This is a genomic window from Shewanella sp. 553, from assembly GCF_059338375.1.
In genome coordinates this window covers 3641551-3657301 of sequence record NZ_CM181701.1, presented here as the reverse complement: position 1 = coordinate 3657301, position 15751 = coordinate 3641551, and the positions used below count along the sequence as shown (strand labels likewise).

The following is a 15751-nucleotide window of genomic DNA, read 5'->3' as shown; positions in this document are numbered from 1 at the left end:
GGCTAGTCTCCGCTGCTGTCGAGCAGATGTGCAATCTTGTCGCGAAAACACTCTGGGGTCACAAAGCACAGCTGCTGGTCACGCATGTCGACCGCCGCCTGAATGGTATAGCCTTTGGTCAAACGCTTGTTGCTGGCGAGGTCGCGGACTTCATAGGTGATTTTAATGCGGTTTTCCCACTCGACCAGTGACGCGGTGAGCTTCACCTTTTGATCGAAGGTGCTGGGCTGCACGTATTTGATCTGCAGATCCACAATGGGCCAACCATAGCCTGATTCTTGCATCTTGCGATAGCCATAATCAATTTTATCCAGCAGCTGACAGCGGATCACCTCAAAATAGCGCAGGTAGTTACCGTGCCAAGTGATCCCCATGGAGTCGACATCATGGAAGGGGATCAGCATATCCATTTCGGTTGTCAATATGGCTTTCATCGGCATCATTCCTTAGTGGCACACTTCCCATAACCCTTGCTGTATTTTATCGACCGTTTGGCGTAATACCTGCTCTAGCGGTCGGTCTTCGCTTAAAAAGTCGAAGTCAGCGCTCACCTGTTGCAGGGTTTTCGCCACCGATGGGGTCAAGGATGCTTGGCATAACTCTTGTTGGCTTACCCGCAAATGAATGCCTTGAGTCATGGCGAGCAAGGCGGCGGCCGCGACTTGTTCGGTTAACTGTAATACCCGCATGCAGTCACGTGCGGCAATGGTGCCCATGCTGACTTTATCTTGGTTGTGACACTCGGTCGAGCGTGAAAAGACGCTGGCGGGCATGGTGTTTTTTAGCGCTTCGGCCGTCCAGGCTGACACGCCAATTTGCACCGCTTTAAAGCCATGGTTAATGGCGCGGCGATGGCCGGTGGCCCCCGACAGGTTAGCCGGTAAGCCATTGTTAAATTTGGGGTCCATCACCAAGGCCATCTGGCGATCGATAAGGTCAGCAAGGTTCGCCACTGTGTTTTTCATCGAGTCCATGGCGAAGGCGATATGGCCGCCATAGAAGTGGCCGCCATGGAGAATATGCTCACCTTCGGCATCGACAATGGGGTTGTCGTTGGCACTGTTGAGTTCGGTCTCAATAAACTGGCGCATAAACGGCAGGGCATCTTGTAACACGCCAATAATGTGAGGTGCACAGCGGATAGAGTATCTATCTTGTAAGCGATCAGAGTTGCGTGGATGTTCATGGTGATTCAAATCGGCGCGGATCCAAGCGGCAATTTGGTTTTGCCCTGGGTGTGGCTTGGCGGCAAACAGTATCTCATCGAAATGGTTTGCGTTGCCCTTAAGCGTTAACGAGGCCATGGCGGTAATGCGGCTGGTCAGGCGAGCTAAATACTGGGCTCTGTCGTAGGCAAGGCAAGCCAGCGCCGTCATTACCGCGGTGCCGTTCATCAGCGCGAGCCCTTCTTTGGGGCGTAAGGTGAGCGGCGTGATGGATAGCTGGGCGTACACCTGGGCTGTCGCTTGGCGCTTGCCTTGATAAAACACCTCGCGCTCGCCGACCAATACCGCCGCTAAATAGGAGAGCGGGGTGAGATCGCCACTGGCGCCGACCGAACCTTCTTGGGGGATCACGGGAATAATATTAAGATTGAGCAAGGTTTCGATGCGCTGCAGCAGCTCATAACTCACCCCAGACTTACCCAGTGCCAACGAGTTGAGCCGGCACGCCATTATCGCGCGGGACTGCATTTCACTGAAAGTGTCGCCGAGTCCGCAGCCATGAAAGCGTGACAAGTGCAGCGGCAGCTCATGGACCAAGTCCAGCCCCACGGCAACAGTGCAGGAGTCGCCATACCCAGTGGTGACACCATAAACCACCCCCTCTTCGGCCAGTAGGCTGTCGATAAAGCGGGCGCCTTTTTGAATCGACTCTTGGTAATCTGGCTGGCGGTTGAGTTTGGCTTGAGCGCCTTTGGCAATGGCCACCACCTCTTCTAGCGTCAATGAGCGTTGGCCGAACTCAACGAGGTTTACTGCGGGTTGCGTCATCTATTTATCTGTCCTGTTAGCGGTTGAGGGGCGAGTTACACTCGCCGCGCGCAGGTGCTCGTCATCCTTGCGCCAAAAATCGAAAAAGTTAAACCACTGCAGTGGCTCGCGCCGTGCGTAGTATTCAAGCCTTGCGCTGTAGCGGCCAATGGCTTGCTCTAGGCGTTGCATGCGTCCGGCGCGTGGCCCTTTCAGGGTGTCGCTAAAGTGTTCTAAATAGACGCGATAGCGACCCTGTTCTCGCAAGCAAAACATTAAATATACGGGGCAGTCGAGTAACCCTGCCAAAATAAAGGGCCCCTGAGGAAATGGCGCAGGTTTACCCATAAAGGGGGCGTAAACGACTCGGCCTTCGCTGCGCGATGAGGTGCGATCGCCTGCGATAACCACTAACTCTCCTTGGGCGACTTTTTCGTGCAGCAGCATGGAGGTGGTGGGGCCCAGTTCGCTCACTTGGATAAGGTTTAGTGCGCTGTCCGGGTTGAGTTGTTTAAGTACCCGATTGAAGTTTTCGGCGTTCTCGGTTAACACCATCACATTGACTTTAATCTTGTGCTGGTGGCTGGATATCGCTCGGCACAGCTCTATGTTACCTAAGTGTGAGGCCAGCAATACCGCGCCTTTCCCCTGTTCAATTTGTTGGTTGAGCAGCTCGCGGTTCGCGAAGTCTACTTGGCTTATTTGCAGCCGATTGCACCAGGCATCGATACGGTCTAAGGCGGCATTACCAAAGCTGATGAAGTGTTTTAAGCTATGGCGCCACCCTATCTTGCCCTTGAGTTGGGGGTGTTGGGGTTCAACGCTTTTAACTTGCTGTAAAAATTGCAAAGAGGCGGCTCGTGCGCTGCTGCCAGTGAGAAAGAAATAGCCGATCACCGGATACATAATGGCGCGGCATAACCAGTGGCCGCCAATCTTATAGCTACTTGCGAGCAGCTTGATGCCCCAATAACTGCCGCGTTCGCTGATGCGCGACCAGTGTCTGGCTTGTTGTGGCTCGGGCTGGCGCTGCAGTCGCTTAGGTAGGCGTTTGAGCATGGTGAAACACAGTTTGGTATGCAGGGCTGAGATGCGTAGGTTATCCCGTACCGCTTGGAAGTGGCTGCTACCATCTTCTGGATAAATCACCTTGGTGGGCAGGTGCACGATACGTGTGCCTTGCCAATAGAGTTTGACTAAGATCTCGATGTCAAAGTCCATGCGCTCGCCTAGCGCCTCGGTTAAAAATAGTCGCTCTGTCGCCGTCAGCGGATAGACGCGAAAGCCACACATGGCATCTTTTATCTCAAAACTTAAGGTCTCGACCCAAACCCAAAAGTGGGTGATATAGCGGCCATAGAGACGGCCTTTAGGCACAGAGTCATCGTATTGCGGCTGGCCGGAAATCACCGCCTCTGGTTGGGCTTTGGCGTGCTCGATAAAGGCCGGAATATCGTCCAAATCATGCTGACCATCGGCATCGACTTGCAAGGCGTGGCTAAAACCATCGGCGTAAGCCGCCCTGAGTCCCGTGGTGACCGCGGCTCCCTTGCCCCGATTATAAGGGTGATGCAATAGGGTAACCCAATCATATTGCTCGGCTAATTGGCTTAAGAGGTAGCGGGTCTCATCGTTACTACCATCATTAACTAGATAGCAGGGCAGAGCCAGCGGCGCTAAGCGATCAAGGGTCTGCTTAATCGCCTGTTGATGGTTGTAATTAGGAATGACTAACGCTAATTGCATCAGGCGCTCTCCTCGAGTTTAGCGCCGCTCAGGGCGATACGACCCGAGCCAAAACGTTTGTCGCCATCGTAATAGGCAAAGGTGAGCTTATGTTTGCTGGCATTGAGGCTGATTTTGAGAAACACTTGGCTGCTAGGCAATATAAGTTGCTGAAATTTTAGTACTTCAAGGCTGTCGACTTGTGCTTCATAGCCAAATTCGTGCGCGCCGAGTTGCACCGCCCAATCTAACTGAGTCACCCCGGGTAACACGGCTTGCTGTGGAAAATGGCCGTCGAAATAGGGCAGGGTTGCCGTAATATCGAGGTGCCATTCGACGCCATCGGCGAGTGTGGTCTTACCGATAATGGGCGGTAAACTGGACTTAATCATGGCTAAATAACTCGATTAATCGTTGATTATCACGCTTGCCCTGCGGGGTCAGCTCAAGCACTTCAGGATAGCGCCAGCGCTTGGGCAGAGTGACCCGCTCAAACTGGGTTAACAGGTGGGCTTTGAGTTGGTTATTCACCGCCAACTTACCTTCATTATTAAGCATCTTTTTCCCCTGAGCCGATAGTACGATGGCCGCGCCAAGCTGCATGCGTGGCTGCTCCAATACCATTAACATGGCCTGAGACACCATGGGGTGGCGTTCTAGTAACTGCTCCATCTGCACCAAGCAGATACGCTTCTCTTCAATTTTGACGATACGGTCGAGTCGACCCAGCAGGTGAAACTCGCTGTCGCTGACAAGATTGACTTTATCGTCACATTTTAGCCAGTCGTCATTGTCCAGATAAGGTGATTTGAGCAGCAGCGCGCCATCGATTGCATCTTGCTTAATCTGGTGTGAGGCAAAAATGCGCCAAGGTTGATTGTCGGCGCTTTGACGGCGATAAGCGATGCCACCGGTTTCAGTGCTGCCGTACACCTCAATCGGCGGTTTGCCATAGCAGTGGGCTATTTCTGCTGCCGCTTGGAAATTGAGCGGCCCGCCAGAGCTAAAGACTAAGCTGGGCGAATGCAGCTGTGGCTGATGCTCGAGTGCTTCGGGAAGTCGCGACAGTTGCGCCGGGCTACTGATCAAACATAAGTTAGGAAATAAGCTAGTGTAATAGGTTAAGGTTTCTGGGTACTCCACCAGATCGCTCAGGAAAGGGCGACTGGCGGCGAGTGGCCAGAGAATTTTAAACAAGAGCCCGTAAATATGTTGGTGTGACACTGTCGATATCACGCTGCAATGGGGCAGGTGCGCCGCAAATGTTTGCTCCAGTACGCTGACTTCGGCATCGAGCTGGGCTAGGGTCTTGGTGATGGCTTTGGGTTGGCCGCTGCTGCCTGAGGTAAAGAGCACCAGTTCACCCACGACAGCGTTATCTGCAAGGGACGGCCAGTGAGATTCGGCGCCAGAGTGCTCTTTTTTGAGCGTCAACATCAACTTTCCTTCACACAGGCAACTGTCGGACAAGATGCCGTCAAACTCGTGGGTCAGTTCACTCAAGGTGCCTGCTTGGGTATTGCTAGGTAAGATCAATTGTTTACCCGCAAGCAACCCCGCGCACAACCCTATGGCGAAGAGATCGCTACTGTCGCTTGCCAGTAACCAGCGCTTGGCGGGTTGCTCACTTAAGCTAGCATACAGGGCGGCCACTTGGGCGGTAAATGCGCTACCCGTGACGATGTCGTGGTGATTGAAGCTGATAAGTTGCTGGCTCGAGGGGCCTTGAGACAGCCAAGTTTTTAATAGCTCTGTCATGACTTTGTTAACCACAGTGTTCGATATAGCCATTCCCCACCGAGTAGCAGCCCAATAAGCAGATACGCGATGAGACCGTTGTACAGGGTCCAGGTTGCTAAGCTGGTGTAGTGAGCGGTATAGCAGGCCACTACGCCGTTAACAATAAATAGCCCGCACCAGAGTTTGGTGACGTTGGCCAAATAGGGGATCGCCGCGTCAGGCAACTTAGGCTCTTTCAACCTCGCCAGACGCTCTATCATGCTGGGGCCGTGTTTAAGCGAATAAGCAAACAACCCCAACATAGTTAGATTGATCACCACAGGATAGTAGAGTAGCCAGTCGTTACGCTTGGCAATAAAGCTGCCAGCGGTCAAGCCTATACCAGCCAGTAGCGGCAGGGCCATCGCCTTGACGCGCTGTTGTTGAATGGCTAAGCGCGCCACCAGCAGCAGGCATAGGCTTAACGCAATCACGCCCGGTGGCAAGTAATGCAGCCCAAAATATACGGCTATGGGGTAGCCCAATAACAGTAGGGTGCTAATTACTTGTATTATCAGGCGCATTACTGCTTAACGAGTCCTTCGATGGCAGATACGACATCATCGACCGTGCGCACCGCTTTAAACTCATCGGGTTTAATCTTCTTGCCCGTAAGTTGTTGCAGTTTAATCACCAAATCGACCGCATCTATGCTGTCGAGATCGAGCTCGTCATATAATGAGGCCTCAGGGGTAATATCTTGTGCTTCAATTTCGAACTCTTCGACCAAAATGTTTGTCAGCATGTCGAGGATCTGTTGACGATTTTGCATGTAACCCCCTACGCGCGCTGTGATTCAATAAAGTCGGCTAAGCTGGCCACACTGAAAAAGTGTGCCTTGGTCGCTTCGGAGTTGGCTTCAATTTTTACATCGAACTGTTTCTTTATCGCTAAGCCCAGTTCTAGTGCATCTATCGAGTCTAAGCCTAAGCCCTCACCAAAAAGGGGAGCGTCGGTGTCGATATCGTCGATGCTGACGTCTTCAAGATCGAGGCAATCAATGATCAGTTGTTTAATTTCGTTTTGTAAGCTCATAATTATTATCAAATTGTTGTTTATAATAGTTTTCAAGATCTCGAGTCAGTTGACGCGCCATCTTGGCTTCGCCGCCTGGGCCAGCATCATACCCGATATGGGCAATGGTTTCGCCTACTTCCACATGCATGCCTATGGTTTGGCGAGGTATTTCATACCAAGGCTGCTGTTTGGTGAGGCCAACGGCATTGGTGCGCAATACAATTGGGATCAGGTCTGTTTTTGTCCGCAGGGCGATATTGGCCGCCCCGCGCGCAAATGGGTTGATGATGGCTCCTTGTTGAGTACGGGTGCCTTCGGGGAAGATGATTAGGCAAGTGCCCTGACGCAACATCGCTTGGCAATCTTTTAAGAGTAGATCAGCACCGCGATTAGGGATATAGCCGGCGCTAGAAAGCACGACCCGTATAAGCGGGTTACGCCACAAGCTTTGCTTAACGATACAGCCCACATTGGGCATCAGGCTAATAAGCACCACCACATCCACCAGTGTGGGATGGTTGGCGATAATCACTTTGCCCTTAGCGCCATTTAGGCGATGCAGATCTTGGCAGGTCACTTTGATTACCCCAGCCCAAGTGAGCAAGGTGACAAAGCCGCCAAACATCCTATGAACTGTGCGCTGCACGCGCGCGGCACGTTGCTGTGGATTGCTTGAGCATATCCTTAGCACAGGGATCACAGTCAAAGAGAGCAATAAACCACCGAGGCCGAAAGCCACATAACAACTGACGCCTGCTAACCAGCGCGGAATATAGGCCAGTGAGTGTAAACCTGTGCCTGTTGTGCTAGCCATGGGAGAGTTGCCAGATGAAGCGGTTTAAACGCCCATATAGGGGGTGTTTGCAGGCGATAGCATGGAGCAGCTGGCCATAACTTAAGGGTGGCGCATCGAGATACTGTTGGGCGCTGGGTTGGGTGTGTAATTGCAGTAACATGGCCGGTGGCGAGTCAGGCGTTGGCAGCGACAATTGCAGCGCGATAGCGATAGGCAGCTCAGGTTCATGGGTGAACTCTTTATACACATCAGAGACTGGCTCATCGCCAAACACCAGCAGCAGATCGCTATTATCTTCACAAAGCTGGCCATAAGCCTCAATAAGAGCTTGTTCCAGCGTAGTTTCGCTGGCGGCGATAGAGGTTGAGGGGGCGCGGTTATGGGTCAAAATACTAAAGATACCGCTAGCAGTATTATGTACCGATTGGCTAAAGCCCATGGGGGAAATGGGCTGTTCTTGCACAATATCTTCGAGGAGTTCGACGGTGCGGTTAAGCTCGCCATGACGCGAAGCGAAAATAGTGCGGCATTGATCAGGGGCATCACATTGAAATGCCGCATCGAGCAGCATTTTGGTCAGCTTGCTAAAGCGTCGACGCTGCATCGCAGGTATTTGAGACAGTTTGGGTGTACTCGCCAGATCATTTTCATCGCCGAGCGACTGAGGCCATTGTTGCCAATCGGCTATCTGTTGGTAGCGAGGTGACCAAGCACCTGACGACTGGATCCTAAAGGTTAACTGCACTGCTTTGCCTCAATCTGCAGCATACGGCTGCGTTTTCCATAACAGGGGAATGGGCTTTACGCCGCATCAATTGTGCCATTGTACACCGATATGTAGAGAAAAAGCACGATTTGCGCTATGTCGATGTTGCCCTGTTATGGTGATGATTATGGTGCGTACAGCTAGATAACATGCTGTGCTAGTTACAGTAAAAAAACCGCCAAATGAGGCGGTTTTTTTAGGTGTTGGCTGTGACTACTCTTGCAGTTGTTTTTTCAGCTTACGCAACGCCATTTTGACTTTTTTGCTGTTTTCGGGGCCCATGCGGATCATCAATTTTTGTGCATTGGGTAACGATTCTAGCTGTGGATCGACAAACTTATAGTTAACGCTAACGCTATTGAGCTCAATCGCTTGTTCAATAATGGGTGCAGCAAGCATCACGTTGATGGCGTCGATCATGCGTTCGTTAAAGCTGCCATTACTGTAACCGAGCTCCTCAAACGCTTGGTTAAGTAGTGGCGTTAACTGTTCATAGGTGGTGACGAGTTGCTGCTCATCAAGATTGCTAATAAAGTCGGCGTAGAGATCGTATCTGTGGTAACTATCTGGGTTTAGGTATGTTTTATTACTCACATCTGAAACCGTAAACTGGCTCTTGGGCGCCTTAAGTGGACTGACTTTGCGGGCTAACTCCCCTTGGGCGATATTATCGACGAACACCACAAAGTGTCTGATGATATCTTTTTCAACTAAAATAGGGTCGATTTTCATGCCGTTAGCGACGTCGAGTGTTTTAGCGGTCACATAACTATCACTGTCAGCGAGCGTGGGGATGGGCTCAACTTGTGGCGTTGTGACTTCCGCTACAGGCGGCTCAACAACGGGCTCAGGCTCAGCTTCGGGCTCTGGCAGATTGGCATCGGTGGGTAACGGCTGCTCGGGGACGATTTCGGGCAAGGTCACAGCCGTTGGTTGCTCTGGCTCAGATTGGGTTTCTTTGCTGTCAAAGAAATAATAAGCGCCAGCGGCCACGATCAGCAAAATCACCACAACAGCAATCGTTAGCGCGCTGGCACCACCACGTTTTTCTTGCGGGGCAATTCTATCTTCTTGACTGACTTGCATGTGAGTTCCTTGAAAAATAGCTCGTGTGTAGGAGGGGCCAACACAGCCTCTCTTCATTCTGCAAAATTCAGTCGACTTGTCTAGTGAAGTTGACTGAAATAAAAAATATTTAACTTCAACAGAGGGTATAACCCAAGTTATAGCACTGATTAGGCTTGTACATATTGCTGCCTGTTCCCGAGCCAGCGCGTGATGATGGCATCGACATTATCGGGAGCCTGCTGCATCACGTGTTGCGCCAGTTTTTGGATATTGGGGATCAAGGCTTGATCGCGGATAAGATCGGCGATTTTCATGTCGACAAGACCAGTTTGTTTAGTGCCTAGGACCTCACCCGGCCCGCGTATTTCGAGATCTTTCTGCGCGATAACAAAACCATCATTACTGTCACGCAGTACGCCTAAGCGCTTAGTCGCAGTTGCCGACAGCGGCGCCTTATACATGAGGACACAGTGACTGGCAATGGCGCCACGGCCAACACGTCCCCTGAGCTGATGCAACTGTGCTAGACCTAAGCGTTCGGGATTTTCGATGATCATTAAGCTGGCATTGGGCACATCGACGCCCACTTCAATCACAGTCGTGGCAACCAATAATTGAATTATCCCTGCTTTGAAGTCGGCCATAATGGCTTGTTTTTCTGCGGGCTTCATCCGCCCATGTACCAGGCCTATCGCCAACTCTGGTAGTTGCTGCTTGAGTTCCTCTGCGGTGTCTTCGGCCGCTTGGCACTCTAACACTTCCGACTCTTCAATTAGGGTGCAGACCCAATAGGCTTGGCGATTATGTTGCAGCGCGGCTTGGCGCACTCGCTCAATCACTTCGGCTCGCCTGCTATCGGATACCGCCACCGTGGTCACAGGGGTTCTGCCGGGCGGTAGTTCGTCGATAATAGAGGTGTCTAAATCGGCGTAGGCGGTCATGGCTAATGTGCGCGGGATAGGCGTGGCTGTCATGATTAATTGATGTGGATGAAAGCCCTGACTGATCCCCTTTTCACGTAGCCCCAGTCGCTGGTGCACGCCGAACCTGTGCTGCTCATCAATAATGATCAGGGCTAGGTTATTAAATTCGACCTTGTCTTGAAAAATCGCGTGGGTACCGATAACGATATGGGCCTCACCGCTTTTTATCATGTCCAAAGATTGGCTGCGCGCCTTACCTTTGAGCTTGCCCGCTAACCAACCCACGGTTAATCCCAGTGGCTCAAACCAAGTGGCAAAGTTATTGGCATGTTGCTCTGCCAGTAGTTCGGTGGGCGCCATCATGGCGACTTGATAGCCGCTCTCAATCGCTTGTAGCGCTGCCAATGCGGCAACTAAGGTTTTTCCCGATCCCACATCGCCTTGCACTAAGCGCATCATTGGATGTTGCTGGCGTAAATCACTCTTGATCTCTGCCACCACACGTTGCTGGGCTCCAGTTGGACTAAAGGGTAGTGTGGTTAAAAACGGATTGATCAGTTGGCCGCTCCCCGCGAGCGATACGGCCGTATCGCGATGACTACGTTGCCTTAGCCGTAACATACTCAAATTGTGGGCCAGTAGTTCTTCTTGGATCAAGCGCTGCTGCGCCGGGTGTGTGCCTTGTTCGAGCGTAAAAGGATCGGTGCCTGTGGGTGGCCGATGCAGTAATTTGAGGGCCTCGATGAGCGACATTTGATTAGGTCGCAGTGCTGGCGGTAATAACTCGGCGAGTGCACCACTGTCGAGTAGTGACAAGGCTTGGTCGGTCAATTTTATCCAGCTGGCTTGCTTTAGCCCTTCGGTCGTGGGGTAGATAGGGGTAAGTGTTTCACTGAGCCCTGCATCGCTGGCGCCATGAATGAGCTTATATTCAGGGTGGATGATCTCTACCGAATGTTTAGCGCGGCGCACTTCGCCATAGGCGCGAATAGTGGCCCCATTTTCTAAACCGTTACGCTGGGCGACGGAAAAATTAAAGAAGCGTAAGGTCATCATGCCGCTGTCATCGCGTACGGTGCAGGTGAGCATACGTTTGCGGCCTTGAATAATTTGCGATGACTGAATTACGGCTTCGATGGTGCCATAGCTACCGGGGTAAAGCGCGGCAATCGGGTATATCTGAGTGCGGTCTTCGTAGCGCAGTGGCAGATGAAATAGGAGATCTTGGACTGTTTTTATGCCGAGCTTCTCTAGCCGCTGCGCCATTTTAATCGCAACGCCTTTTAGCTCTGTAACAGCCATAAGATCGAGTCTATCCACGCTTTATACCCATTTGATTCATTGAGTCATTTAAACAACTATTGGCTCAATCACTGTAAATATATACATATATTATCAGAGTTTACTCTGAACGCAATCTTAGTCAAATTGGCGTGCAGTGGGCTGGTGACAGTCCGAGGGAAAAGGAATGCGTGGTGAAGCGTGAGAGGGTGAGGCAAATGCAAATAGACCTAGGACTCTTGCCTAGGTCTATTTGTTGAGCTATTGGGTTTGGTTGCCTTGTTTAAGGCAGCTCCTTTAGCCGCTTTATCCCATGGCGCTATTAATGAGATAACCCATGTAGGCAAGGTAAGCCATTAGCAGTAAAGCGCCTTCGCGGCGGCCAATACGCAAGCCTGTCCACGCCACGGGCAGTAAGATCAGCGCCAGCGCCAGCATCACGCTCATATCGATAACCTGTAAGCCACCTGAGGTGATAGGGTGTACAAGTGCGGTAACACCTAAAATACCCAATATATTAAAAAGGTTAGAGCCAACAACATTACCGATGGCGATATCGCTTTCGCCTTTACGGGCCGCAACCACCGATGTCACCAGTTCTGGCATGCTGGTGCCTATCGCGACTATGGTCAGGCCGATGATGAGTTCGCTAACCCCAAATTGCTGCGCCAGTGTCACCGCGCCATCGACAAACAGCATACCACCGCCAACCAGCATGCTGATGCCTATGGCGATGAGCAGAGTCGCTAATAGCGGATGCACTGAACTCGAACCTGGAATATCGTCGGCTCCTTCCCCTTTACTGCTGATATAGCTAAAGCCTAAATAGGCCACCAGCAGTGCAGTGAGCAGTGCACCATCGAGCAGGCTAACATCGCCATCGCTAATTAACCCCCAAAACAGTAGGCTGGCACCGATCATGATAGGGATATCCCGTTTGATCATTTGCGTCTGTACCTGTATTGGCCGAATAAGGGCAGTGATACCTAAGATCAAGCCAATATTGGCGATGTTAGAGCCGATAACATTACCAATGGCGATACCTGGGTTGCCAGCTAATGCAGATTTAAGGCTTACAGCCAGTTCAGGTGCACTAGTACCGAATGCAACAATAGTTAATCCTATGATTAAAGGTGCAATTCCTAACTTTAATGCCACCGAGCTAGCACCGCGTACCAAGGCTTCTGCCCCTGCGGTCAGGATAATAAAACCACCGATAATGGCTAATAAAGTCAACATGGTTACCTCCAATAAACGTTAGGCGGCAAGGATAGGCTTTAACACTCGGAAGGCAACTAAAATTTTGCACTGCCAAGATTAAATTTTATTTAAGATAAGCGGTTAAATTAATAGTAAAAAAGCACGTCTTAGACGTGCTTTTAGCTGTTACACCGATTAATTTCTGTCTAAGGGCTTAAAGCTCATCTTCCCAGCGGATTTTACCGCCGCGCAGCCCATCGACTTTGGCGCTAAATCGCTCCTCAAGTACATGACGTTTGATCTTGAGTGTCGGCGTGAGCACATCGTTGTCGATATCCCAAGGCTCACTGACGACCACTATGGCATCGACGGTTTCGTGAGACTCTAGATGCGGATTCACACTGTCGAGTGTGGCTTTGAGAGAAGTGCGGATCTCCTCTTTAGGCTGCATGGCAGCACCCTCAGACAGTTGCACTAAGGCGATAGGATGCGGTAAGCCCGAGCCTATGATGCAGATCAGCTCAACATGAGGATCTTGGGCCAACTTACGCTCAATGGGGACTGGAGCCACATATTTGCCTTTAGAGGTTTTGAAATTGTCCTTAACTCGCCCGGTGATGGTCACATAACCCTCGGCATCGATAGCGCATAAGTCTCCGGTGTGGAAATAGCCATCGGCATCGAAACTACTGGCACTGGTTTCGGGCTGTTTATAATAGCCACTCATTAGGCCTGGGCTTTTAACTAACAGCTCACCATTGTCGGCTTGTTTTATGCTGCAGCCTTCTACGGCGCGGCCGACAGAACCAATTTTACTCGCATTGAAAGGGTGGTTAATGATGGAGTAAGCGCTATTTTCAGTCATGCCCCACGCTTCGCAAATATCGAGGCCTATCTTGTGATACCAAGTGATCAGTGAAGGTGGAATTGGCGCCGAACCCGATCCCAGTAGATTACAGTGTTCAAGCCCTAATCCTTGGCGAATTTTTCGCTTAACGATACTGCTGATAATAGGGATTTTTAGTAAAAAATTCAGTTTGCTATAGCCAATTTTATCGATAATGTTTTTCTGAAATAGGCTCCAAAGTCTTGGCACGGAGAAAAATACCGTGGGTCTGGCACGCTTAACATCGTCGACAAAACTGTCGAGGCTTTCTACGAAGGCCACACAACTGCCAGAATAAAATGAGGAGCCTTCCATCGCCACTCGTTCGGTAATGTGTGCCAGTGGCAGGTACGACAGCAGTCGGTCTTCTACATCGGTTTTAAGATCGCGCACCACAGCTTTACAGGTCCATTCAAAACTGGCGAATGTTTGTATCGCCCCTTTAGGCTTACCGGTAGAGCCGGAGGTGTAGATGATGGTCATTATCTTATCTGGGGTGATAACCGGTGCGTCGATTAATGGCTGGCCCAATTTGAGTAGACTGTTCCATTGGTATTGCGCGGGCATGGTGTCATAGGGCATCGCCATGCGGAGGATATCACCACCGACGCCAGCTTCTTGATCGGCCCAGTAATCGAGTTTACCAATGAAAATAGCTTTGGCTTCGCTGTGTTCTAGCACATAGCGAATAGTATCGGCGTTTGCCGTTGGGTAAATGGGGACGCTGATATAGCCGCCATGCATTAATGCCAGATCGGTAATAAACCATTCGGCGCAGTTTTTCGATAAGACGGCAATCTTTTCACCTGGCTGCAGGCCGAGGTGACGCAGCGCTCCAGCAATTTGCTGCATTTTTTGCTGTACTTCTCGCCAGCTAAAGTCGACGTATTGGCCGTTGATGGGTTGTCTTAGGTAGGTGCTGTCGCCATAAAGATCGACCCAATGCTGCAACATGTCGACCGGAGATTTAAAGTGTGAGTCCATCTGCAATTCCATAGTTATCCGTAAGTGAAAGTAAGCGCATCGAGTTGTTCTGTTTATGTGTGCGCGCTTGTTGAGTATGGCGAAAAATGTGATCTATGACAATTGTTTTGCTTGAATAATAAACGAATTGTCATAGATTTAGGCGTAGGGATAACCTGAGGAGGGGGGTCACATTATGACTAGGCGACTTTATTGCTCTGCGTCGGGATCGGGGGCGCGCATCCGTTGCCACCAGGTGTCATCGGCCACAATTTTTCCCTGATCATCGATGCGTGGGTAGGGGATATTTTTGCGTCGACAAGCCTTGGCGTAAATAGGGTGCCCCTGTTCAAATAGCATGGTTTGGCAGTAAGCATCATCTAAGGTGCGCGTGCCATACATGCCAGCGTGTTCGCGTTGACGCTGAGCCTCGTACATGATTAATGCCGATGCGACCGACACATTGAGTGATTGCACCATGCCCACCATAGGAATAATGATGTGCTGGTCGGCAATCGCAAGGCCTGCGTCACTGACTCCATCGCGCTCGTTACCCATGATCACTACCGTAGGTTTAGTGTAATCAATCTCGCGAAAATCCACCGCGCTGGGGGAAAAGTTGGTCGCTAACACCTGCATGCCTTGTTGAGCAAATTGGGCCGCAGCTTCATCCATATGATAGTGCTTGATGGTGTTTACCCATTGCTGACTGCCCGAAGCAGTATTACCCGATACTCGCATCTCAATGTCAGGCCACACGGCATGGATTTGATGGATACCTACGGCATCAGCTGTGCGAATAACCGCAGCAATATTATTGGTTTTATGGACTTTATCGAGGCAAACAGTAAGGTCGGTTTGGCGATTGTCTAGCATCTGATTGATGCGGGCGAAGCGTTCTGGGCTCATGGCGATAGGGATTACTTGTAGATCAAAAGTATAAAGGGCGCCGCGGCGCCCTCAAGGGTAATGGCTAAATTAAAGCTCCATCACTCCGTCCATTTCAACTAGCGAATCTTTCGGTAGCTGTTTAACGCCAATGGCGGCGCGGGCAGGATAAGGTTGCTCAAAGTAGCGCCCCATTATCTCATTGACGGTTGCAAAGTTGCTCAGGTCGGTCATATAGATATTGAGTTTAACGATATCTTGTAGTGAACCACCAGCGGCTGCGCAAACGGCGGTTAAATTATCAAATACCTGAACTACTTGGGCTGCAAACTCATCACTGACCATCTGCATAGTTTCAGGATTTAACGGGATCTGGCCAGAAAGGTACACTGTGCTGCCCACTTTAACTGCTTGAGAATACGTACCGATAGCCTGTGGGGCTTTGTCGGTTGCGATAATAATCTTCTCTGCCATAAACTTTTTCCT

Annotated in this window: 16 protein-coding genes; all 16 read right to left on the bottom strand. The window is 50.8% G+C overall.

Annotated features, from left to right (window positions below):
• Window positions 1-2 precede the first annotated feature (2 nt).
• The 16 genes from AC5YBZ_RS16135 to AC5YBZ_RS16060 all read right to left on the bottom strand — a co-directional run bounded on the left by AC5YBZ_RS16135 (window position 3) and on the right by AC5YBZ_RS16060 (window position 15739).
• Window positions 3-434 (bottom strand): acyl-CoA thioesterase, encoded by a 432-nt coding sequence (locus tag AC5YBZ_RS16135; protein WP_475515106.1) that lies wholly within the window; start codon window positions 432-434, stop codon window positions 3-5.
• 12 nt (window positions 435-446) lie between these two features.
• Window positions 447-1994 (bottom strand): HAL/PAL/TAL family ammonia-lyase, encoded by a 1548-nt coding sequence (locus tag AC5YBZ_RS16130; protein ID WP_494543188.1) that lies wholly within the window; start codon window positions 1992-1994, stop codon window positions 447-449.
• Window positions 1995-3719 (bottom strand): glycosyltransferase family 2 protein, encoded by a 1725-nt coding sequence (locus AC5YBZ_RS16125; RefSeq protein WP_494524046.1) that lies wholly within the window; start codon window positions 3717-3719, stop codon window positions 1995-1997.
• Entirely contained in the window at window positions 3719-4090 is a 372-nt protein-coding gene (locus AC5YBZ_RS16120; protein ID WP_494520694.1) for an ApeI family dehydratase, read from the bottom strand. The genes AC5YBZ_RS16125 and AC5YBZ_RS16120 overlap by 1 nt, the downstream gene beginning before the upstream one ends.
• Entirely contained in the window at window positions 4083-5456 is a 1374-nt protein-coding gene (locus AC5YBZ_RS16115) for an AMP-binding protein (protein WP_494543187.1), read from the bottom strand. The genes AC5YBZ_RS16120 and AC5YBZ_RS16115 overlap by 8 nt, the downstream gene beginning before the upstream one ends.
• Window positions 5453-6001 (bottom strand): COG4648 family protein, encoded by a 549-nt coding sequence (locus tag AC5YBZ_RS16110; protein ID WP_494520695.1) that lies wholly within the window; start codon window positions 5999-6001, stop codon window positions 5453-5455. The genes AC5YBZ_RS16115 and AC5YBZ_RS16110 overlap by 4 nt, the downstream gene beginning before the upstream one ends.
• Window positions 6001-6249 carry an acyl carrier protein gene (locus AC5YBZ_RS16105; RefSeq protein ID WP_494520696.1) on the bottom strand — a complete coding sequence of 83 codons (249 nt, stop codon included), beginning with the start codon at window positions 6247-6249 and terminating at the stop codon, window positions 6001-6003. Before AC5YBZ_RS16105 ends, AC5YBZ_RS16110 begins: the two co-directional genes overlap by 1 nt.
• Before the next feature lie 8 nt (window positions 6250-6257).
• Window positions 6258-6512, bottom strand: coding sequence for a phosphopantetheine-binding protein (locus AC5YBZ_RS16100; RefSeq protein ID WP_110457601.1), 255 nt, complete (start codon window positions 6510-6512; stop codon window positions 6258-6260).
• On the bottom strand, window positions 6490-7308 hold the full coding sequence (locus AC5YBZ_RS16095; RefSeq protein WP_494520697.1) for a lysophospholipid acyltransferase family protein: 819 nt from the start codon (window positions 7306-7308) through the stop codon (window positions 6490-6492). Before AC5YBZ_RS16095 ends, AC5YBZ_RS16100 begins: the two co-directional genes overlap by 23 nt.
• Window positions 7301-8035, bottom strand: a complete 735-nt coding sequence (locus tag AC5YBZ_RS16090; protein ID WP_494520698.1) for a beta-ketoacyl synthase chain length factor — start codon at window positions 8033-8035, stop codon at window positions 7301-7303. Before AC5YBZ_RS16090 ends, AC5YBZ_RS16095 begins: the two co-directional genes overlap by 8 nt.
• A 234-nt stretch (window positions 8036-8269) precedes the next feature.
• Complete coding sequence (locus AC5YBZ_RS16085) at window positions 8270-9142, bottom strand: DUF3014 domain-containing protein (RefSeq protein ID WP_494520699.1); 873 nt, start codon at window positions 9140-9142, stop codon at window positions 8270-8272.
• Window positions 9143-9291: 149 nt separating this feature from the next.
• The gene (gene recG, locus AC5YBZ_RS16080) at window positions 9292-11367 is read right to left on the bottom strand and encodes an ATP-dependent DNA helicase RecG (protein WP_494520700.1); all 2076 of its coding nucleotides are present in this window, start codon (window positions 11365-11367) and stop codon (window positions 9292-9294) included.
• A 267-nt stretch (window positions 11368-11634) separates the two neighbouring features.
• Window positions 11635-12567 carry a calcium/sodium antiporter gene (locus tag AC5YBZ_RS16075; protein ID WP_494543186.1) on the bottom strand — a complete coding sequence of 311 codons (933 nt, stop codon included), beginning with the start codon at window positions 12565-12567 and terminating at the stop codon, window positions 11635-11637.
• A gap of 175 nt (window positions 12568-12742) precedes the next feature.
• Window positions 12743-14398: an AMP-binding protein gene (locus AC5YBZ_RS16070; protein WP_494524042.1), complete on the bottom strand. Its 1656-nt coding sequence runs from the start codon at window positions 14396-14398 to the stop codon at window positions 12743-12745.
• A 189-nt stretch (window positions 14399-14587) separates the two neighbouring features.
• Complete coding sequence (gene trmH / locus AC5YBZ_RS16065; RefSeq protein WP_494524041.1) at window positions 14588-15286, bottom strand: tRNA (guanosine(18)-2'-O)-methyltransferase TrmH; 699 nt, start codon at window positions 15284-15286, stop codon at window positions 14588-14590.
• 69 nt (window positions 15287-15355) lie between these two features.
• Window positions 15356-15739 (bottom strand): RidA family protein, encoded by a 384-nt coding sequence (locus AC5YBZ_RS16060; protein ID WP_494520704.1) that lies wholly within the window; start codon window positions 15737-15739, stop codon window positions 15356-15358.
• Window positions 15740-15751: the final 12 nt, after the last annotated feature.

Coding starts and splice junctions, on each gene's coding strand:
- AC5YBZ_RS16120 (WP_494520694.1), bottom strand. CDS start 4,090: ATGATTAAGTCCAGTTTACCGCCCATTATCGGTAAGACCACACTCGCC.
- AC5YBZ_RS16115 (WP_494543187.1), bottom strand. CDS start 5,456: ATGACAGAGCTATTAAAAACTTGGCTGTCTCAAGGCCCCTCGAGCCAG.
- AC5YBZ_RS16135 (WP_475515106.1), bottom strand. CDS start 434: ATGAAAGCCATATTGACAACCGAAATGGATATGCTGATCCCCTTCCAT.
- AC5YBZ_RS16085 (WP_494520699.1), bottom strand. CDS start 9,142: ATGCAAGTCAGTCAAGAAGATAGAATTGCCCCGCAAGAAAAACGTGGT.
- AC5YBZ_RS16100 (WP_110457601.1), bottom strand. CDS start 6,512: ATGAGCTTACAAAACGAAATTAAACAACTGATCATTGATTGCCTCGAT.
- AC5YBZ_RS16075 (WP_494543186.1), bottom strand. CDS start 12,567: ATGTTGACTTTATTAGCCATTATCGGTGGTTTTATTATCCTGACCGCA.
- AC5YBZ_RS16105 (WP_494520696.1), bottom strand. CDS start 6,249: ATGCAAAATCGTCAACAGATCCTCGACATGCTGACAAACATTTTGGTC.
- AC5YBZ_RS16110 (WP_494520695.1), bottom strand. CDS start 6,001: ATGCGCCTGATAATACAAGTAATTAGCACCCTACTGTTATTGGGCTAC.
- AC5YBZ_RS16125 (WP_494524046.1), bottom strand. CDS start 3,719: ATGCAATTAGCGTTAGTCATTCCTAATTACAACCATCAACAGGCGATT.
- AC5YBZ_RS16095 (WP_494520697.1), bottom strand. CDS start 7,308: ATGGCTAGCACAACAGGCACAGGTTTACACTCACTGGCCTATATTCCG.
- AC5YBZ_RS16070 (WP_494524042.1), bottom strand. CDS start 14,398: ATGGACTCACACTTTAAATCTCCGGTCGACATGTTGCAGCATTGGGTC.
- AC5YBZ_RS16130 (WP_494543188.1), bottom strand. CDS start 1,994: ATGACGCAACCCGCAGTAAACCTCGTTGAGTTCGGCCAACGCTCATTG.
- AC5YBZ_RS16060 (WP_494520704.1), bottom strand. CDS start 15,739: ATGGCAGAGAAGATTATTATCGCAACCGACAAAGCCCCACAGGCTATC.
- trmH (WP_494524041.1), bottom strand. CDS start 15,286: ATGAGCCCAGAACGCTTCGCCCGCATCAATCAGATGCTAGACAATCGC.